This is a genomic window from Endozoicomonas acroporae, assembly GCF_002864045.1.
GTDB lineage: Bacteria > Pseudomonadota > Gammaproteobacteria > Pseudomonadales > Endozoicomonadaceae > Endozoicomonas > Endozoicomonas acroporae.
Genome location: NZ_PJPV01000137.1, coordinates 40,482 through 61,248 on the forward strand (window position 1 = coordinate 40,482; position 20,767 = coordinate 61,248).

The following is a 20,767-nucleotide window of genomic DNA, read 5'->3' on the forward strand; positions in this document are numbered from 1 at the left end:
ACCGGGGCTTAAAGACAAAGTCAGCTCAACTCTTACAGGGCTTATTGATGCGTTACGAGCACGCAACGAAACGTCAAAAGGCTCTTTTGAGCGTTTTCACTTTAGTGTTATGTGCTGTTATGCTCCCGCCCACCGTTATAAAAAAATTGTCGGTTTGTACAATGTCTGTGCAATGAAATGGGAAGCAAAAGATGTCTGAGACGGTTAGCCGTGAATTGCTTGAAAAGGCCAAATTAAATCAGGAAACCTCATTAATAGCCTGGTCCGAACTGCTGCGTTACTTTGCCCAGGGGGTTGTGCTCCAGGTGGATGATTCGCTGGACCTGATTGATGTTGGCTATCAGATCTCGGTAGACAATAAATCAGCGGTAGAAGCCTGGGTTGCACAGGGTGTCCTGGGGGCGGTCAGCGATGAGCAGGCCCAGTCCTGGGTTACCGATAATCGTGATCTGTGGGCGGTTGTGGTTCGCCCCTGGGTACTGGTGCAGGAAAGAGAACAGTAAAGACGGTAGGTGCTGTGTTGGAAAAAGGGATCAGCAACCTTTCACTGAAAGCTGTCTTGTTGATACCTTTTTCATTTCTTTTTTTGCTGACAGCTTTTGCTGGTCTCTACGGAACTTAATTGCTGATTGATGGTCTTAACGAGAAGATTGCCTCGAAAGGAATGTCAAAAATGCACGCTACCTTTGGATCGTCATCCAGCCTCCCCCTTGCGCAAATGGTTGCTGTAAAAAAAGATGCAGCTTCCCAAACCGAATGTTATGGCCAGGAGCCAACGGCCAACGGCAGGGCTGTCAATTTCGCACAACCCAGTCAATCGGTCTGTCCGGATATTGGCACGGAAAATAATATCACGACAGAGAAATCCCTGTCTGATTACGGTGTTCAGTTTGTCAGTAAGACCCTGCAGGGCAGCAATATGCTGATTCACAGTGTTGCCGGGTTCGCCGCTCACCATGTTCCGGTCATAGGACAGGGGCTGATGTTTCTGGCGACAATGCCTGCCCAGGCCGGTGCATACCCGGTGAGTAACAGCCCGGCATACGGTAATGGATCAAACGAGACAGGCTTCCTGTACACGCCATCCTCAGCTTATCCAACGACAAACCTGACCACGACCTCTGATCCCGATACCGTTCATTTAGCCTTGGGTCTTATGTTCGGTTCAATTCCCATTGGGATGGTCATGATGTGTGTTTATGGATACTGCAGCGGGGCCTATAGCAGCTATAAGCAACTCAAGCGTGACAACCCTGAAGCATTAAACCGCCATGCTCTTCAAGCTGCACTCAAAGACCCATGGTATGGCCACGGAGCCGTGTATCGCCAACACTGTGATAGACTTCAACTGCCTATCCCGGCCCCAAGGACCCCTGCGCCGACAGCGCCAACCACTCGTGAACAGGGAACACAAACAGCCTGCGAACGGGGAACACAAACGGAACCCGTAATTGATGAATCAGCACCACAAGGACAACAACCACCAACCTATGCAGAAGCAATAACTTTTTCGGTTAGATAAGATGGGCAAGTGACCAGGTGATCGTTCACCAGACCCATTGCCTGCATATAGGCATAACATATCGTGCTGCCAACAAAACTGAAGCCGCGTTTTTTCAGATCGTTACTCATCCGGTCTGAAATATCGGTGGTGGCTGGTACGTCACTCATGGATTGTCGCCGGTTGATGATGGGCTGATGGTTTACAAACGACCACAGATACTGGCTGAAGCAGCCAAATTCCTCCTGCACCCGGATAAATGCCTTGGCATTGTTAATGGCGCTCCGGATTTTCAGCCGGTTGCGGATAATGCCTGCGTCCTGCATCAGCTTTTCAATATCCGGGTCTGTCATTCTGGCCACTTGTTGAACGTCAAATTGATGAAATGCTTTCCGGTAGCCTTCCCGGCGCTTCAGGATGGTGATCCAGCTCAGACCTGCCTGGGCACCTTCAAGAATCAGGAATTCAAAGAGTTTCTGGTCGTTATGACAGGGAATCCCCCACTCTGTGTCATGGTATTGGGTATAGAGTTCATCGCCATGGCACCAACTGCATCGAGCATCGTTCAAGATAAAAAGCTCCTTTTGTCAGGCGCTTGCCAACAGGGGTAGTTTGCCAATTACATCAGATAACGCATTTATTTGCAGTTTTCTGGCTACCAGTAACAATGGCAGTTAAGATAGTTGTTTACTTTATTAAGGGCATAAACAGATGAAGATAGCCAAAGAGAAAGTGGCTCTGTTCCATTACACGCTGAAAAATGATGCGGGAGAAGTTCTCGACAGTTCGGAAGGCGAGTCGCCGATGGCTTATCTTCACGGTGAGCACAATATTGTCGAAGGGCTGGAAAATGCCCTGGAAGGCAAGCAGGCTGGGGACAAGTTTAATGTGGTGGTTGAGCCTGCTGAAGGCTACGGCGAGTACGACGAAAGTCTGGTGCAGCCGGTACCGAAAGAGCAGTTTGGTGACCATCCTGTAGAGGTGGGTAACCAGTTCCATGCTGATACCGCCATTGGCCCACGTATTGTCACCGTGGTAGCTATTGATGATGAAGAGGGCCAGGTGGTGATCGACGCTAACCATTCCCTGGCGGGTGAGAATCTGCACTTTAGCGTTGAAGTGGTTGAGGTTCGTGAAGCCACCAAGGAAGAGCTGGACCACGGTCATGTGCATGGGCCTGGCGGACATGTTCACTGAGTCCATCCAAACCCACAGTGTGAAGCGTTGAGCAGAACGTTGATCCCATAAAGAAGCCGGATACCTTCGGCTTCTATATGGCAATTATATCGTGATATATACCGCATGCCGTGTTTTATGGTGAGTGAGAAGCTGAATATTGCTAAGCACGCCACTTTCCACCATGGAGCGAAAAGCCAGGGCTGTTCTCATTTTCTGCAGATCATCCTGATGTTCCCACAGGCCAAGCTCCTCCATCAGCACCCGGATCTTGAAGGTCTTACCCTTATGCATGGTGTCGATTACCTGTTGTAACGGTGCTAACAGAAGGTTCAGGCGCATACATCTCTCCTTACCAATTCAGTATTCCGGGCTGCTCAGCCCAGTTTTTTAAAATCTGTGGGTCTTATAAGCTTTCTTTTTATATCTGTAGAGTCTTAAATATGGCTCTGGAAATGATTTTTGACCGTTAGACCTTGGTTTGAGTCACTTGATCATGATTTGGAGGGGGAGGTTATTGCGGGTACTGTTTTTGCCAGTCCCAAGCGAAAAAACAAACAATCAACTCATCCGATGAGTTGATTGTTTGTTCCGGCTGTTAGCCAATAAAAGGACTGAGCAGCAGGTAAAGATAATGGGCAGCGATACCGGCACAGATACCACCAACCGTATGAGCCAGAATGGCTTTTGAGGTGAGCTGGCGAAAGCCAAGAGAATCGAGCATGGCCGTATGGGTACTCAGGTAACCACTCCAGCACATCCCCATAGCCGTAAACACAGCAATATCACTGCCGCCAATAATGCCCTGGCTGATAAAGTTTGGTACCAGCGACATGGCGGCACCAACCGCGCCCAGCGAGGTAATGGGGAAGGCAACCAGTTCGGCATGATCAAAACCAAACAGCAGCTCAAACAGCCAGGTAACGTGGCTGGCAAGTTTGGGCAGCAGGGCCACTCCCTCAAACGCTCCACCGGTGTAGCCGGTTACTGGTGCGCCAAAGGTCAGCACCATAACAAACGTACTGATGATTAATACTCCGGGAATAATCGCTACACCCATTTTGACGCCACCTTTACCGCCATCCAGCAGAGCGTTGAGGAATCTCAACCAGACCGGATCTGTGGAGCTGTGGTCATCCAGAAGTTCACTGTGAGTATCTTTAATGCTTAGCTCATGCAGTCGGGAATCATTCCGGATAAGGCGCTGCATCAGCCGTGTGGATATGATGGCTCCAACAAGGGCACCGCCCAGGCCAATCATGGCCGGCAGAAAATAGGTAGCGCCAGTCTCATTATTCTGCAGGGTTGCCATAAAGGTGATGACAATAAGTCCCATACCAAAAGAGGTACCGAAATTGGTCAGTGAGATGATTTCGGGAACCTTAAAGGAGTGGTTGAATCGCCTGTCTTTTGCCAGGCCAATGATGGCCGGGTTATCTGAGAAAAAGGTCATCATGGCCGCCATGGCAGCACGGCCGGGGAGATTGAACACAGGTCTCATTAATGGCACCAGCAGCCGTTCAATCAGGGAAATGACATGGAACTCCATCAGCAGACGGCCTGCGGCACCGGTCAATACGGTGATCCCCATCAGGAACAGCACGGTATTTAACAACAGCTGGTGCGCGGTGTTGAAGAGGGTGTTGAACATGTGGGTAACACCCATGGTCTGGCCAAGATAGCCAAACAAAAGCCCTGCCAGAAGAAGAAGGGCTAACGGTTCTACGATTTGACGTACACCCGTTGAGGTTTCCGATTTGGTCGAGACTGCATCACTCATAGAAATACCAGAAAGAAAGGAACCTTCAGATTAGACAATATTTTTTGGTCCCGCAGTATCGGTATTAGTCAGAAAAGGAATAAGTGCAGGTGAGATAAATTATTGATTTGAACGATGGAACTAATCACAGTGACAGGCAGTCAAAACTCGTTTGCCTGTCACTTTATACCGGGGTTATCGGTTGCGATCAATGCTCCCGGGTCGTGCGGAAAGTCACATCCGGGTAGCGCTCTTCTGCCAGGGAAAGGTTGACCCGGGTGGGTGCCAGATAGGTCAGATGGCCACCGCCATCCATAGCCAGGTTATCAGCGCACTTGCGCTTGAACTCTTCCAGCTTTTTCTGGTCACTGCAGTCAATCCAGCGCGCGGTGTTGACGTTAACCGGCTCATAGATCGCTTCAACTTTGTATTCATCTTTCAGTCGACGCATGACCACATCAAACTGCAGTACACCCACTGCCCCCAGGATCAGGTCATTATTGTTCACTGGCATGAATAGCTGGGTAGCACCTTCTTCTGAGAGCTGTTGCAGCCCTTTTTGCAATTGCTTGAGCTTTAATGGGTCTTTCAGGCGGACACGGCGGAACAGCTCGGGCGCAAAGTGAGGGATGCCCATAAACTTCAGCATTTCACCCTGGGTAAAGGTGTCACCAATCTGGATAGTCCCGTGGTTGTGCAGACCGATGATATCACCGGAGGTCGCTTCATCCACATGGGAACGGTCACCCGCCAGGAACGTCACGGCATCGGCAATTTTTACATCCTTGCCGATACGAACATGTTTCATTTTCATATTCCGGGTGTATTTGCCGGAACAGATTCTCAGAAAGGCAATGCGGTCACGGTGTTTGGGGTCCATATTGGCCTGGATTTTAAAGACGAACCCTGAGAAGTTCTCTTCATTGGCGACCACCGTGCGTTCATTGGTTTCCCGGGGCATGGGGGAGGGAGCCCACTTGACAAAATCATCCAGCATTTCCCGAACGCCGAAGTTGGCCAGTGCGGTACCAAAGAAGACCGGAGTCATCCGACCGGCAAGGTACTCTTCCAGGTCAAACTCATGGCTGGCACCTTTCACCAGCTCAATTTCCTCCATCAACTCTTCATGGAGATCACCCAGCAGGGTTCTGGCTTCTGCTGATTCCAGACCTTTGATTCGGATATCTTCCGGAACCACACTGGCCTGACCGGGTTTGAACACATGAATGGTATCGGTATAGAGGTTATAAACCCCTTTGAACTGTTTACCCATGCCGATAGGCCAGGTGATAGGTGCACACTGGATTTTCAGAATATCTTCAATTTCATCCAGTACTTCAATCTGGTCACGGACTTCACGGTCCATTTTATTGACGAAGGTAAATATCGGTGTGTCCCGCAGGCGGCAGACTTCCATCAGTTTGATGGTGCGATCTTCGACACCTTTGGCGCCATCGATCACCATAAGGCAGCTGTCAACAGCGGTCAGTGTCCGGTAGGTGTCCTCAGAGAAGTCTTCGTGTCCGGGCGTATCCAGAAGGTTTACGGTACGACCGTCATAGGGAAACTGCATCACCGAGGTGGTGATGGAGATACCACGCTCCTGTTCCATCTTCATCCAGTCAGAGGTGGCCATTCGCCCGCTCTTGCGGCCTTTTACCGTACCGGCAAGCTGAATGGCACCACCGAGCAGCAGAAGTTTTTCGGTAATCGTGGTTTTACCGGCATCGGGGTGGGAGATGATGGCAAAAGTGCGTCTGGCTTCAACTTCCTGGAGAAGTGGTGACGTTGTTGGAGGCATGAGCGGGTTCCAAATTGTGTACGTATCTCTGTACACAGGTGCCTGCCGCAAAGAAGGGATGTGTACAAAATAAGAAAATAATCAAAATTTGGGTGAATTATCCAAATCGGGGGGATGACTGCAAGTAGGCTGGCGGTCAGTCCGGTGATTCTGTGGTTTAAAAAACGAAGACCGGACTCGATTTTCAACTCGCTGAATTGGCACAGAGATGGTAATTAATCGTGAGGTGTCACGGGGCCAAAGGGCTTGAAATCAATCATTATCCGGGCTGGCTGATGATACCAGTTGGAAAAATTGAACCATGCCGGATAATCCGTTCTGGTGGCCAGTTGATACTTCTGCTGGTTTTGAGTCCTGTGGACCACCCGTGGCAAAATGGTTCCGGCTTTCATGCCGTTGGTGACTTTACGTTGCACATTCACCGTTACCTGTTCAGTAGCTTCGCCTGAAACGTCATCAAAGTGGGTGAAGGTTACGTCAACGTCTACAGGGTAATCGACAATACCCCACCAGTTCTCCTGGTCAACGAGAAGAAAGCGGCCTTGCATCATTTGCTGCCGGTCGAACATTTCCTGTTCTCTGGCGTTGATCATGGCGTCTTCGTTGAAGGCTAAATCTGAGTACCGTATTGCTCCACCATGTGCAACTTTATAACCTGTAATTTTCCAGGGTGAGTTTTCCGGGAGTTCAATCGATGTCAGGCTGGCAGCGCCCAGATAGGGCGAGGTTGCATGGACCACTGAGTAGATGGCTGCTGCGGCAACAGCAACGACTGTCAGTACCACCGCGACCCCAATCAGCCCGTCTGACACCCGATCACTGAAGGAAGAATCGTTGTCAATGGTATAGCCTCCCCAGAAAAACGGGCCATCCCACCAACCCAGGTGTGAATGATGATGGGTGTGTTCAATATGTATATAGTCGGGGTTCCCTGAACGGGAAGGGTAGTAATAACGATTGAGCTTAAGCTGAAACAACGCCATGTGCCGGTAGTCAATTGGCAGAGAGTAGTTGCTATAGGTTTGCCCGGGAAATCCGGTATGGCTACTGGCATAATCAAGCTGCGGATAAGTGATAAAAATGGTCAGAACCAGAAGTAAGGCAATGTTGGGTAGCCTGTTGACAACTTGCGCGGGCATTCTTGCACTCCGGGTGGAAGTTTCTCCGCTGATCAATTCGGAATGAAATCTTCCAACGTGTTTGGTAAATACTGTGATTAACTCCATTAGATCCGGGTTGTATGGAAAAGTTCCCTCTATTGCCTTCCCAGCTTAGCGTTATTAACCGGGTTATGAGCTTGATTTGTTGTATTGCTCGGTGATTTTACGTATACAGGCCGGGTTAATAATTAAGGATCAAAAAAATACTTTTTTAAATTACCTTAATTTATTAACCATTTTATCAGGAAAAAATCGGCCGTATGGGCTGACAGCATTTCACTGGCGATGAAACCCAGGACAAGAGCACCGGAGATAATTAACAGAGGCTCAAGCAGGGCCATAACACTGATGCAGGTCTGGCTCATTCCCAGCGTCTGATAAAGCTGTATTTCCTGCCTTCGTTCCTGAAGGTTGCGGGTCAATGCATAAAAAAGGGTCAGCAGGCACAACCCGAGCGTGACAAACGAGATGAATATCAGACTGACCGCTGCCCTGTTCAGATAGCTATAAAGCAGCTCCAGTTCTCTGGCTGGCATCGCGGCGGTTATTGCCAGGCCTTGTTCCGTGGCCGATCGAGTCAGGCTTTTTTCCAGCGCCAGAAGGGCCATACGGTCCTGCAGTTTGATATCGATAAAAGAGATATCATCAGGGCTTGACCAGCTCGGCGTATTGCCTTTTACGTAGGATTTTCTTGCGGTTATCAAGCCTTCAATCGGGATATAAATACTGTCATCCTGATGGGCATTCTGCCGTGGCAAAACACCGGCGATGGTAAATAGCTCGTTGTATTCTTGTTCTGGCCCTGGTTCGCTGCCATCGGCAATGGTGATCTGATCGTTGATTTGGTAACCAAGAGTATTGGCGATGTTTATCCCGATATAAGCGACCATCGGGTGAGTTGCTGGCGGTAATGTTTCTGGGCTGATCGGCCGTTGCTGTTTTCTCTGCGGGTGTTTTGCAGGGTTGGCTGAATGTTGAGTCAATCGTGCTATCCCTTCGGCGCTGGTACCAATAACAGTGATTCCCCGATGGGTTTCGCCATAGGCATAAGGAATAGCGTATTCAATCTCCGGGTGGCTTGTCAGCTTATTCAGCAGGCTCAGGCGCATTTGTGGTGGTGGTGAGCCCACATGGAATAGCGAGAACAGAACCAGGGGCATGGCCGGTGTTTCTTTACTGATGATCAGGTCGCTTTCCAGTGAATAGCGATCAATACTTTCAATCATTTGTTGCTTGATACCTTGAAACAGAAACACAAGGTAAAAGCCAAAGGCCAGAACCAGCAGCATGGTCAGCGTGTTTTTTTTCCGATAGTTCATGCTCTTCATGGCATGCTGAAAGGTCAGTAATGCAGTACTGAGCCAGTGGATGTTTACCATAGCCTGGCCACCTGTTGTGAATGGTTGATGTCTGACATATCAATACAGCGGTCAAATCCCGGGTAAGGGGTATGGTCAACACAGATCAATGTCTGTGCATGTTCTCTGGTGCTTTTCAGCAGCATGTCATACAGGGTTGTTCGCGCCTGCGGGTCCAGTGCTGATGCGGCTTCATCGGCCAGAATCAGCGGGGGGGAGCCGATCAGTGCCCGGGCAATAGCCACCCGTTGTTGCTGACCAATGCTCAGCATGCCGGTGCTTTGGCGCAGGAGCTCGGGGTTCTCCATGTTGAGTGCGGCCATCAGCTGGTAGGCCTCATAATTCGCCGTGGTTTTCCGGTCTGCCAGGCGCTGCTGGCGCCACCTGGATAAACGACAGGGTAGTAAAATATTTTCCAGTGGATTCAGATAGGGAACCAATGTTGGCTGTTGGAAAATGTAGCCCACCTGTCCGGCTCGAAATGTCTCCCGCCCGGATCTGGACAGGCTGTCAATCTGCTGGCCAAGTATGTCAATTCTGCCACTGTCCGGTAGGAGTAACCCGGTCAGCAGTTGCAGCAGCGTGGTCTTGCCAGAGCCGTTCAACCCGGTAATCTGCAGGCGTTCGCCGTTCTCTACCGTAAACAGTGGTATCGACAGACAGCTTTGCTTTCCTCTGCTTAATTCAAGCTTTTCAACGGTAACTGCCTGACTCATACATGGTCCTCTTGCAAAACACAGCTTTTTTTAATCGTTAAAAAAGTCCGGAAGGAAATCACTCTTTACCGGTTGCAACTGCACCTCCTGCTGTTTCTGACTCAGCCGCTGTTTACTTTGCCAGTTGTCACTGACCAGCCAGACGCTGGTGTGCTTTAAGTCAGGTATTGCTTCAAAAGCCAGGAATGAGAGATGGGACAGGTTTTCCGGGTGCTGACATTTATATTCGAGATAGCCGTTGATTTCACTGAGCTGTGCAGCCAGCAATTCCCCCTTGAGATCAGGGCTGTCTAACGGCTCAACAAGAAACTGCTTTTGCGTTTGCCGACACTGTGCATCGTCCGGGAGGTTAACCAGGAGGTTGAATTCTTGCAGAGACCGGGCCAGAGCATCGGGCGTTAGTGTTGTGATCGTGTTCGCCGCCTCCGGGGAGATGGAGAGGAACAGGTTAAGGGTATCCTGTTGCAGGTTAACGTCCAGCAGCATGGATGCCGGTTCATAAGCCCGATGGATATTTTGCCCAATGGAGCGGTCTTTCCCATAGCTTGACGTTATCGTGACGGTCAGGCCCAGTATAAGGCTGGCAGTCACTGCCTTGTGGTGAATGTTCATGGGCAGCGCTCCTGAAGGTATCGCTTTCCAGCATCAATCAGTCCGGTATCTTTGAGAAAGTTGCGACCAATCAATAACTGTTGAGGAAAATTGCTGCGACTGATTAAGGACATTTCTACAATGCGGGTAATCCGGCCAACTTTTACGGTGTTTCGGACAACCGCTCGTTCACTGGGCGCACCTTTATGGGTGATTATTCTGGCTACCCGGCTGACCGGTTGATGCATGGGGGTTTTCTGGCGGCTTTCCCGGTGAATGAAATCGTAGTAAACCCAGCGATAGCCATTTCTCTTAATATGCATGCGGATATTACGGGCATCCAGGGCCGTGGTTGTCGCACCACTGTCAACCAGTGATGCAACCTTATGTTGATTTATATTGACCAACGTGGCGTTTTCCAGATAGCCAAACAGCGGTCGCCCGTTAGCGGTGCAGGGTTGGCTGGCTACCGGGGTGGACAGCGACAAACCTGAAAAGAAGACCACGGTAATGAACCATAACAGCCGTCCTGATGGCTGCGTGGATGGGGATTTGATGGTCCTGTTCATAGCTCTGATAACCGCTTTACTCTGTTCAGCATTTATCTGAAAGCTATCGGCTATTCAGGTGACGGTTTGATAGGTGGCTTTCTCCACAAATGTTCATGACGATGATTTGTCACCCTCTGTCATGAAAGCTTTAGCCACAGAGTCACGGAGACACAGAGGAAAAGCGTTTTTCTGTTCTCCGTGTCTCTGTGCCTCCGTGGCAATTTTCTTTCACGGCAAAGGCTTTGTGATTGATGTATTGCCTTGTCGTTTAACTTACAGGCATTTTTTATCCGACACAGTTTGTCTATTTAAGGGAATTCGTAGTTAAATACAGACTTTTAATTTCCGTTGCGACCGAGAAATGACCAAGCTTCCCTGCTTCAAGGCATACGATATCCGTGGCCGCCTGCCGGATGAACTTAATGAAGATATTGCTTACCGCATAGGGCGGGCCTATGGCGAGTACCTTAAACCGAAGGATGTCGTTGTTGGTGGCGATAGCCGCCTGACCAGTGAAGCCCTGAAACACTCATTGTCTGAAGGCCTGCGTGATGCCGGGGTCAATGTGCTGGATATTGGCCTGTCCGGTACCGAAGAGATCTATTTTGCCACATTCCACCTGGGGGTTGATGGCGGTGTTCAGGTGACGGCCAGTCACAACCCCATTGACTACAACGGTATGAAACTGGTGCAGGCCGGTGCGCAACCCATCAGTGGCGATAACGGCTTGCGGGAGATTCAGCAACTGGCAGAGGAGAACCGGTTTGGGGAGCCTGCGGCACAACGGGGCGGCTACAAGAAGATCTCTGTTCTGGATGATTATATCAGCCACGTTCTGGGGTATATCCAGGCTGACAGTCTCAAGCCGATGAAGCTGGTGGTCAATGCCGGTAATGGTGCTGCAGGGCATGTGGTGGATGCTATCGAGGGGCGATTCCGGGCGGCCGGTGTGCCGGTAGAGTTTATCAAAGTCCTGCACGAGCCGGATGGCTACTTCCCCCAGGGTATTCCTAACCCTTTACTGCCAGAGTGTCGTCAGACGACGGTAGACGCCGTTCTGGAACATCAGGCCGATATGGGCATCGCCTGGGATGGTGACTTCGATCGCTGCTTCCTGTTTGATGAGCAGGGGCAGTTTATCGAGGGGTATTATATTGTCGGGTTATTGGGGGAGGCTTTCCTGGCTCACAACCCCGCAGCAAAAATCATCCATGACCCCAGGCTGACCTGGAACACCATCGATCAGGTAAAAGCGGTGGGTGGTGAACCGGTGCTGTGCAAAACCGGTCACGCCTTTATCAAGCAGCGGATGCGCCGGGAAGATGCGGTTTATGGCGGCGAGATGAGTGCCCATCATTATTTCCGCGACTTTGCCTATTGTGACTCCGGCATGATTCCCTGGCTGCTGGTCGCTGAGTTGATTTCCAGAAAGGGGCAGCCCTTGTCAGCGATGGTCAGTGAACGGATCGCCATGTTCCCGTCGTCTGGCGAAATTAACAGCCAATTAACCGATCCTCAGGCCGCTATAGAGAGTGTGCTGGCACACTATCAGCAAGATGCGCTGGAAATTGATAACACCGATGGCATCTCCCTGGATATGGGGCAATGGCGCTTTAACCTGCGACTGTCCAATACCGAGCCAGTGATTCGTCTGAATGTAGAAAGTCGTGGTGATGAGGTGTTGATGCAGGAAAAAACTGCAGAGCTACTGAAGCTGATTCGTAACTGATATTTTCAAGAGATTGCTCATTAAGGAGCGGTCTCTTCATTTGAGTTGGATAAATAAAGAGCCTTAAATGATCAAGAAATGCCTTTTTCCGGCAGCAGGCTATGGTACCCGGTTCCTGCCAGCCACCAAGTCCATGCCCAAAGAGATGATGCCCATCGTCAGCAAACCGCTGATTGAGTATGGCGTTGAAGAGGCACTGCAGGCCGGTATGTCGGATATCTGCATTGTCACTGGACGGGGCAAGCGCTCGCTGGAAGATCACTTTGATGTGAACTACGAGCTGGAGCATCAGATTTCCGGTACGGACAAGGAAAGCCTGTTGTCTGATATTCGCAGTGTGATTGATCAGTGTACCTTCTCCTACACCCGTCAGCGTGAGATGAAGGGGCTTGGCCATGCGGTATTAACCGGACAGACGCTGATTGGTGACCAGCCATTCGGCATGGTGCTGGCGGATGATCTCTGCATCAATCTCGGAGGGCCCGGCGTTCTGGCCCAGATGGCGCAACTCTATAAGCAGTTCCGTTGCAGTATTGTTGCGGTGCAGGAAGTACCCGAAGATGAAGTGCATAAATATGGGGTGATCGCTGGTCAGCACATTTCAGAAGATCTGATCCGGGTTGAGAATATGGTGGAAAAGCCCGCCAGAGAAAATGCGCCCAGTAATCTTGCTATCATTGGCCGCTATATTCTGACACCGGACATCTTTGACCTGATTCATGATACCCAGCCGGGTAAGGGGGGCGAGATTCAGATTACCGATGCTTTGATGGCTCAGGCGCAGCGAGGCTGTGTCATGGCTTATAAGTTCAAGGGTGAGCGTTTTGACTGTGGCAGTATTGAGGGCTTTATTGAGGCTACCAACTACTGTTACGACCATTTGTACCGTTAAAAAAAGGTTCGCTCCATCTGGTCAGCTGAATCTCGCCGCACTGGCAATTCCAGCCAGTGGTTAGATATTGGGTCTGCCAGAATGGGGCGTCTACCGGGCGGGCGTTGCTGATGATGCTCTGCCTGGGCGTGGTGGTTTTCCACGGCGTCATACATCAAATGGGGCGCAGTTTTGCTGTTGGCCTGGATGCTCTGCAGGTTGGTTCTGAATATCTTTGCTAATTTTTCGCTGCCCAACTGCATATTCTTTAACCGGTATGGAAGAGTGGCAGTGTTGAGACAACTTTGCCAGCTGGCTCTCAAGGTTTTTGATGTGTCTGTATGTTTGCCAGTTTTCAGTGATGCTATAATCACAGTTTTTGCAGATCGACACACATCCGGCTTTTAATAGGCCATAATGGCAAGGTTTAATAAAGTCAGGTTTAAAATCCATATACTGATCCAATCCATAATTCAGCATATCCTGAACTAACTCGATTTCTTTGCTGGTCCAACCATCACGGAGGGGTAAGCATTCCTTTATGAAAAAATCTTCAAATTCATCATCCAACCAGTCTTGTGAATAGCTTAAGCCCCTATCATCATCATACATAGTCATTGCACAGTGGAATCTCGCCAGGGCCTGGTACTCTTCGGGAGCAAACAGCGTTTTACCAGACCAGTCTTTGTTAATGAATTCTGTTAACTCTGGTGGAAACTTTGAAAATATGAAATCAGCCAGCCACCCTGGCTTATCCCCCTCGGTAGGCAGATCTTGACTACTGATTGACAGGTCTTCCAGATCTATCTCATCCAAATCCTGACTTATGTGTAAAGCTAACTTTTCATTAAGTTTTTCGAGTCTCACCTTCAAATCAAAACGAGGAAAATTGCCATTAAAATCATGATACGGGTAAACGAGCACTATATCATTTTCCTGAAACCTGGCCGGTGATTTGACAGACTCTGTTTTTGCGTCACCAGATTTTAGAGCGGTTATTTGGTGTTCATCCAGCGAGTGCCCGGGACGCTCGCCGGAATCAGGAAACCGGCTTGAACAAGGGGCTGATATCTGAACGCTGGCATTGCATGAAGCTGCGAAAACAACCTCGCTGACGTCTGGATTAGACGGTGGTAAAGGCAGTGAATGTGCATTGGAGCTTGCTAACGGGGGCATAGTCATTCATATCCTTAATTAGATTTGGGGACACCACTTTCAGGCTGGCAGGATCGATGAATACTGTCGTCCATTGGTTGTTTTAATCGTTGAAATCCAGTGGGTTCGACTCCCATCCGGTTCCTGAAGCGCTTCCCCCTGACACCGCCAGGAATCCAGTATCAGTACTATCACGGTCATCAGTTAGTGAACCAGTAACTGTTAAAAGTGGAATCAGCAGTCTTTCGCACTCTGCATGGCCTTTTTTGCGAGCAGTGTCCAGGGGCGTTAAGCCATCGCTACTTTTTATACTGATGTCAATGCCGGGAGCTGTAAGTAAGGCTTTGATGGATCCTGCCTGGCCAAATTGGGCAGCGCTGTGCAGAGGCGTGATACCCTTGAGTGTTTTCACATTGACGTCAATGCCTTTGGCGTTCAATAACAGCACGACGCACTCTGCGTTGTCGCTTATGGCGGCCAAGTGCAGGGGCGTAAGGCCCCCGGGTAGTGCCATATTGACGTCAATGCCTTTGGCGTTCAATAACACCATGACGCAGTCTGTATAGCCAGAGTTGACAGCGCAGCACAGGGGCGTCCAGCCATCGTCAGTCGTTACATTGACGTCAATGCGGTCGTCGGTCAATAACGCCAGAATGGACTCTGCCTGACCTTTCGTGGCAGCCCAGTGTAGGGGCGTAAAGCCTGAAGACGATTTCGCATTGACGTCAATGCTGTCGGAGGACAGTAATACCTTGATGCACTCTATGAGGCCTTCTGCGACAGCAAGGTACAGGGGCGTAAAGCCTTCGTTAGTCTCCACATTGACGTCAATGCTGTCGGCGGACAGTAATACCTTGATGCACTCTATGAGGCCTTCTGCGACAGCACGGTACAGGGGCGTAAAGCCATCGTTATTCTGCACATTGACGTCAATGCCATCGGCGGTCAATAACGCCCTGACACACATTACATGGCCTTCTGAGGCAGCACAGTGCAGGAGGGGCGTCGAGCCATCTTCATCCTGTACATTGACGTCAATGCCATCGGCGGTCAATAACGCCCTGACACACACTACGTGGCCTTCTGAGGCAGCACAGTGCAGGGGCGTCGAGCCATCTTCATCCTGTACATTGACGTCAATGCCATCGGCGGTCAATAACGCCCTGACACACACTACGTGGCCTTCTGAGGCAGCACAGTGCAGGGGCGTCGAGCCATCTTCATCCTGTGCATTGACGTCAATGCCGTCGGCGGTCAATAACGCCCTGACACACACTACGTGGCCTTCTGAGGCAGCACAGTGCAGAGGCGTATAGCCATCTTCATTCTGCACATTGACGTCAATGCCGTCGATGGCCAGTAACGCCCTGACAAACACTACATGCCCGTTTTCGGCAGCGATGTGCAGGGGCGTCGAGCCATGGATATTTTTCTGGCTAACCTGCGGGTTGCCCAGTTTCAACAGGTATTCCAATCCAGTCAAATTACCGGAACTTGCAAAGCACGCCAGGGGGCTGTCCAGATCATCGTTCAAGAAACTGGTCAATTGATCACAATGACCGGTTAACAGAAGATTGGACAGGGTTTCGGTCTGCCTCAGAATAAGGGCCTGTTTAAACAGTCGCTGGCAATCATGGGGTGTCAGTAACTTTTTCATATCCTCGTGGGAAAAATCAGAGACCTGCCAGCTGGCCAGGCGTGATGTGATTGACAACACATTTATTCCCTGTTGTTGAAGTCTCAATAAGACCGGCTTCAGCAGCGGTGTATCGATCAGCCAGTCCAGTACGCGTGGAGCAATGCCTGGAGTAATGCCGGGAGTAATGAACGGTGTAACAGAGGCAAAATGATCAACTACACATTGGTATAATGTTTCTTTAAAAGTGTTATCGTGCTTAATCAGCTTGTCACTGAGTTGGTTGGCAAGTGCCCTGGTCACCATCGCTGGTATTTTACCAAGCTGTTCGATGGTGGTGTGTTGCAGGAAAAACGAGGCAATATGCCAGGCCTTATCGGTTTGCTCCATTGCCTGGGTGAGCAGGGCATAAATGGTGGTTTCAGGCCAGGTTGAGAAGTCAATGGAGATTAAATGAGGCAATGTCAGCGTGGTGTGATTATTCCCATCAAAAGGACACGCCAGCCCCGTCGGCAAGTACTGGTCATGATTAAATACCCAGAAGAAAAGCTGATTGATGGTGCCGATATGCCTGGCCGAATCGACACCTGCAGGAATAGTGGCGAACACCTGGGCCGATGATTCACAGAAATGGCTGGCCACCCAGGCCAGTAACTTTTCCCGATACCGGCCAAGGTAATAGTTACCATCGCCAGTTTCTTCGATGACGGCCCTGAGATCAAGGGACTGTTCTCCGCTTGTTTGCAGTAAATGATTGACCGGTTTAAAGAGTGCGCTTTCAAGCGTCCCCGTTCTCTCTGAAGTCAGTTCAAAGGGGGCAATAACGTCGGTTTCCCATGTCTGTACGCCCAGTTTTTGCAGGGTTGCACTGAGCTGGTCAGACCATCCGGACGAGAGTTTACGCAGGATGGTACAGGCATTGACTGACAGCGGTGCAGCCGCAAGAAATCGCCGGGTAAGGTCATCACCCAGATGGGTCGGTGCCAGTGGGTCAACGAAATGGGGAAGCCCCAGAGGCTCACAGAAAAGATTGTGCAAGCTGTGATTCCAGTGAACCTCCACGCCTGATGGTATATCAACCAACCTCTCCCGTTGCAGCTCAAGCAGGAAAGACTGGATAAATTGATCAAACAGCTCACTCCTGACATTGAAGAGCTTCCCGCCCAGCCCTCCCCGGGAGGCTTCCAAATTAAGAAAACTCTGGGTAAAGCGGCCGTGAATACCGGGAGCGCACTCCTGAATGTCGCTCAGGCAATCATGAAGTACCCCGGCGATGTAATTTTGGTTGTCAATATTTGGATCGTGTTGTTGATCCCTGAGTTGCATGACTAACTGTCGAATCTGAAAGCGTGTCTCACGATACAGGGGTAGCAGGCTGTTTTTAAGATGTTCAGGAGGTGATTTCAGCTTGTCATGAAAAATATCTATTGATATATCGTATTGATGATTAACGTAGGGGTGTACCAGTTGCTTCATCTCCTCAATATCATTCAGGAAACGGGTTTTTATCTCAGGAAAGGCGGCATGGGTTTCCAGTTCCTCGTAACAATGAACCCCGGGCAATTCAATATATTCTGGCTGATGGGCAACCGTTGGTATTGGTGGCTTTTCAGAAGCAGTATCTGGTTGCCAGGGTTGGAAAAGTACTGAGTTGATTTCTGTATTTAACGAAAGCATGAATTTATCCAATGTCAGAATTTATTTTGGATAGCTATCAATTACCTGAGCTGAGTCCTGGATCTGGAAAAGGGTTAATCAGCAGTCTTTCGCACTCTGCATGGCCTTCTTTGCGGGCGGCGTCCCGAGGCGTCAAGCCACGGTTACTTTTTATACTGATGTTAATGCCGGGAGCTTTAAGTAGCGCTTTGATGGACTCTGCATGGCCAAATTTGGCAGCGCAGTACAGGGGCGTGAAACCCTTGAGTGTTTTCACATTGACGTCAATGCCTGTGGCGTTCAATAAAAGCGCGATGCACTCTACGTTGTCTTCTATGGCGGCCCAGTGCAGGGCCGTAAAGCCCCCAGGTAGTGCCATATTGACGTCAATGCCTTTGGCGTTCAATAACAGCATGACGCAGTCTGTATGGCCAGATCGGGCAGCGGAACTCAGGGGCGTGAAGCCTGCGTCAGACATCACATTGACGTCAATGCGGTCATCGGTCAATAACGCCGAGATGCACTCTGCCTTACCTGCCGCGGCAGCCGAGTTCAGGGGTATGCCTGCGTCAGACCTCACATTGACGTCAATGTCGGCGGCGGTCAGTAATGCCATGATGCACTCTGGGAAGTCTTTTATAACAGCACAGAACAGGGGCGTATTGCCATCGGCAGACTTAACATTGACGTCAATGTCGTCGGCGGACAGTAATTCCCTGATGCACTCTGCATGCCCTTCTACGACAGCGCAGTACAGGGGCGTAAAGCCATCGTCACTCTGCACATTGACGTCCATGCCGTCGGCGGCCAATAACGCCCTGACACACACTACGTAGCCTGAGGCAGCATAGTGCAGGGGTGTCAAGCCATCGTTATTTTTTACATTGATGTCAATGCCTGTGGTGTTCAACAACTCCGTGACACACACTACGTGGCCTTCTGAGGTAGCACAGTTCAGGGGCGTATAGCCATCTTCATTCTGCACATTGACGTCAATGCCGTCGATGGCCAGCAACGTCCTGACGAACGCTGCGTGCCCGTTTTCGGCAGCGATGTGCAGGGGCGTCGAGCCATGGATATTTTTTCGATTAACCTGCGGGTTGCCTGATTTCAACAGGTATTCCAATGCAGGCAAATTACCGGAACTTGCAAAGCACGCCAGGGGGCTGTCCAGATCATCGTTCAAGAAGCTGGTCAATGGATCACAATGACCGGTTAACAGAAGATTGGACAGGGTTTCGGTCTGCCTCAGAATAAGGGCCTGTTTAAACAGTCGCTGGCAATCATGGGGTGTCAGTAACTTTTTCATATCCTCGTGGGAAAAATCAGAGACCTGCCAGCTGGCCAGGCGTGATGTGATTGACAACACATTTATTCCCTGTTGTTGAAGTCTCAATAAGACCGGCTTCAGCAGCGGTGTATCGATCAGCCAGTCCAGTACGCGTGGAGCAATGCCTGGAGTAATGCCGGGAGTAATGAACGTTGTAACAGAGGCAAAGTGACCAACTACACATTGGTATAACGTTTCTTTAAAAGTGTCATCGTGTTTAATCAGCTTCTCACTGAGTTGGTTGGCAAGCGCCCTGGTCACCATCGCTGGTATTTTACCAAGCTGTTCGATGGTGGTGTGTTGCAGGAAAAACGAGGCAATATGCCGGGCCTTATCGGTTTGCTCCATTGCCTGGGTGAGCAGGGCATAAATGGTGGTTTCAGGCCAGGTTGAGAAGTCAATGGACATTAAATGCGGCAATGTCAGCGAGGTGTGATTATTCGCATTAAAAGTACACGCCAGCCCCGTCGGCAAGTACTGGTCATGATTAAATACCCAGAAGAAAAGCTGGTTGATGGTGCCGATATGCCAGGCCGAATCGACACCGGCAGGAATAGTGGCGAACACCTGGGCCGATGATTCACAGAAATGGCTGGCCACCCAGGCCAGTAACTTTTCCCGATACCGGCCAAGGTAATAGTTGCCATCGCCAGTTTCTTCGATGACGGCCCTGAGATCAAGGGACTGTTCTCCGCCTGTTTGCAGTAAATGATTGACCGGTTTAAAGAGTGCGCTTTCAAGCGTCCCCATTCTCTCTGAAGTCAGTTCAAAGGGGGCAATAACGTCGGTTTCCCATGCCTGTATACCCAGTTTTTGCAGGGTTGCACTGAGCTGGTCAGACCACCCGGACGAGAGTTGACGCAGGATGGTACAGGCATTGACTGACAGTGGTGCAGCCGCAAGAAATCGCCGGGTAAGATCATCACCCAGATGGGTCGGTGCCGAAGTGTCAACGATATGGGGAAGCCCCAGAGGCCCACAGAAAAGATTGTGCAAGCTGTGCTTCCAGTGAACCTCCATGCCTGGTGGTATATCAACCAACCTCTCCCGTTGCAGCTCAAGCAGGAAAGACTGGATCAATTGATCAAACAGCTCACTCCTGACATTGAAGATCTTCCCGCCCAGCCCTCCCCGTAAGGCTTCCAAATTAAGAAAACTCAGGGTAAAGCGGTCGTGAATAACAGGAGCGCACTCCTGAATGTCGCTCAGGCAGTCATGAAGTATCCCGGCGATGTAATTCTGGCTGTCAACATTTGGATCGTGTTGTTGATCCCTGAGTTGCATGACTAACTGTCGAATCTGGAAGCGTGTCTCACGATACTGGGTGAGCACGATGTTTTTAAGATGTTCAGGCGGTGATTCCAGCGTCTCATGAAAAATATCTATTGATGTATCGTATTGATCATTAACGTAGGGCTGTACCAGTTGTTTCATCTCCTCAATATCATTCAGGAAGCGGGTTTTTATCTCAGGAAAGGCGGCATGGGTTTCCAGTTCCTCGTAACAATGAACCCCGGGCAATTCAATATATTCTGGCTGATGGGCAACCGTTGGCTTTTCAGGAGCTGTATCTGGTTGCCAGGGTTGGAAAAGTATTGAGTTGATTTCTGTATTTAACGAAAGCATGAATTTGTCTATGTTCTATTTGTTTTGGACATATTTGATTGCAAATTAGTGGAAAAGTTGCATATTAATGGCTTGCATTAATTATTGAATTTTTAGCTATTAAAATGAATATGGTGATATTGGCGTGGGAAAAACAGGTAACGAATAAACC

General features: G+C 49.9%; 17 protein-coding genes. 5 read left to right on the plus strand and 12 right to left on the minus strand.

Annotation, left to right across the window (positions count from 1 at the left end):
• The first annotated feature begins 191 nt into the window (after positions 1 to 191).
• A complete protein-coding gene (locus CX664_RS19285; protein WP_101748307.1) occupies positions 192 to 503 on the plus strand; it encodes a DUF2288 domain-containing protein in 312 nt (103 codons plus the stop codon).
• 170 nt (positions 504 to 673) lie between these two features.
• Positions 674 to 1,522: a hypothetical protein gene (locus CX664_RS19290; protein ID WP_146000160.1), complete on the plus strand. Its 849-nt coding sequence runs from the start codon at positions 674 to 676 to the stop codon at positions 1,520 to 1,522.
• Here CX664_RS19290 and CX664_RS19295 read toward each other — a convergent pair.
• Positions 1,489 to 2,070: a DNA-3-methyladenine glycosylase I gene (locus tag CX664_RS19295; protein ID WP_101748309.1), complete on the minus strand. Its 582-nt coding sequence runs from the start codon at positions 2,068 to 2,070 to the stop codon at positions 1,489 to 1,491. The genes CX664_RS19290 and CX664_RS19295 overlap by 34 nt on opposite strands.
• Before the next feature lie 142 nt (positions 2,071 to 2,212).
• Between CX664_RS19295 and CX664_RS19300 the strand changes: the two genes are divergently transcribed.
• On the plus strand, positions 2,213 to 2,698 hold the full coding sequence (locus CX664_RS19300) for an FKBP-type peptidyl-prolyl cis-trans isomerase (RefSeq protein ID WP_101748310.1): 486 nt from the start codon (positions 2,213 to 2,215) through the stop codon (positions 2,696 to 2,698).
• Between the two features lie 84 nt (positions 2,699 to 2,782).
• On the opposite strand, the gene CX664_RS19305 is transcribed toward CX664_RS19300, so the two are convergent.
• The 8 genes from CX664_RS19305 to CX664_RS19340 all read right to left on the minus strand — a co-directional run bounded on the left by CX664_RS19305 (position 2,783) and on the right by CX664_RS19340 (position 10,631).
• Entirely contained in the window at positions 2,783 to 3,019 is a 237-nt protein-coding gene (locus tag CX664_RS19305; RefSeq protein ID WP_101748311.1) for a hypothetical protein, read from the minus strand.
• Positions 3,020 to 3,275: 256 nt separating this feature from the next.
• Positions 3,276 to 4,457 (minus strand): CD0519/CD1768 family membrane protein, encoded by a 1,182-nt coding sequence (locus tag CX664_RS19310; protein WP_101748312.1) that lies wholly within the window; start codon positions 4,455 to 4,457, stop codon positions 3,276 to 3,278.
• 187 nt (positions 4,458 to 4,644) lie between these two features.
• Positions 4,645 to 6,237: a peptide chain release factor 3 gene (locus CX664_RS19315; protein ID WP_101748313.1), complete on the minus strand. Its 1,593-nt coding sequence runs from the start codon at positions 6,235 to 6,237 to the stop codon at positions 4,645 to 4,647.
• A gap of 215 nt (positions 6,238 to 6,452) precedes the next feature.
• Positions 6,453 to 7,376 carry a hypothetical protein gene (locus CX664_RS19320; RefSeq protein WP_101748314.1) on the minus strand — a complete coding sequence of 308 codons (924 nt, stop codon included), beginning with the start codon at positions 7,374 to 7,376 and terminating at the stop codon, positions 6,453 to 6,455.
• Between the two features lie 242 nt (positions 7,377 to 7,618).
• Positions 7,619 to 8,776, minus strand: a complete 1,158-nt coding sequence (locus CX664_RS19325; protein WP_101748315.1) for an ABC transporter permease — start codon at positions 8,774 to 8,776, stop codon at positions 7,619 to 7,621.
• Positions 8,770 to 9,471, minus strand: coding sequence for an ATP-binding cassette domain-containing protein (locus tag CX664_RS19330; protein ID WP_101748316.1), 702 nt, complete (start codon positions 9,469 to 9,471; stop codon positions 8,770 to 8,772). Before CX664_RS19330 ends, CX664_RS19325 begins: the two co-directional genes overlap by 7 nt.
• A gap of 30 nt (positions 9,472 to 9,501) precedes the next feature.
• On the minus strand, positions 9,502 to 10,083 hold the full coding sequence (locus CX664_RS19335; protein ID WP_101748317.1) for a ZrgA family zinc uptake protein: 582 nt from the start codon (positions 10,081 to 10,083) through the stop codon (positions 9,502 to 9,504).
• Entirely contained in the window at positions 10,080 to 10,631 is a 552-nt protein-coding gene (locus CX664_RS19340) for a putative ATP-dependent zinc protease (protein ID WP_101748318.1), read from the minus strand. Before CX664_RS19340 ends, CX664_RS19335 begins: the two co-directional genes overlap by 4 nt.
• Positions 10,632 to 10,974: 343 nt before the next feature.
• Here CX664_RS19340 and CX664_RS19345 point away from each other — a divergent pair, with 343 nt between their 5' ends.
• Positions 10,975 to 12,342 (plus strand): phosphohexomutase domain-containing protein, encoded by a 1,368-nt coding sequence (locus CX664_RS19345; protein WP_101748319.1) that lies wholly within the window; start codon positions 10,975 to 10,977, stop codon positions 12,340 to 12,342.
• Between the two features lie 67 nt (positions 12,343 to 12,409).
• Positions 12,410 to 13,234, plus strand: a complete 825-nt coding sequence (galU, locus tag CX664_RS19350; protein WP_101748320.1) for a UTP--glucose-1-phosphate uridylyltransferase GalU — start codon at positions 12,410 to 12,412, stop codon at positions 13,232 to 13,234.
• Between the two features lie 147 nt (positions 13,235 to 13,381).
• On the opposite strand, the gene CX664_RS19355 is transcribed toward galU, so the two are convergent.
• The 3 genes from CX664_RS19355 to CX664_RS19365 form a co-directional block, all read right to left on the minus strand.
• Complete coding sequence (locus CX664_RS19355) at positions 13,382 to 14,389, minus strand: hypothetical protein (protein ID WP_101748321.1); 1,008 nt, start codon at positions 14,387 to 14,389, stop codon at positions 13,382 to 13,384.
• Positions 14,390 to 14,471: 82 nt separating this feature from the next.
• On the minus strand, positions 14,472 to 17,681 hold the full coding sequence (locus tag CX664_RS19360; RefSeq protein ID WP_146000161.1) for an ankyrin repeat domain-containing protein: 3,210 nt from the start codon (positions 17,679 to 17,681) through the stop codon (positions 14,472 to 14,474).
• A 37-nt stretch (positions 17,682 to 17,718) separates the two neighbouring features.
• Positions 17,719 to 20,616, minus strand: coding sequence for an ankyrin repeat domain-containing protein (locus tag CX664_RS19365; protein WP_101748323.1), 2,898 nt, complete (start codon positions 20,614 to 20,616; stop codon positions 17,719 to 17,721).
• Positions 20,617 to 20,767 lie beyond the last annotated feature (151 nt).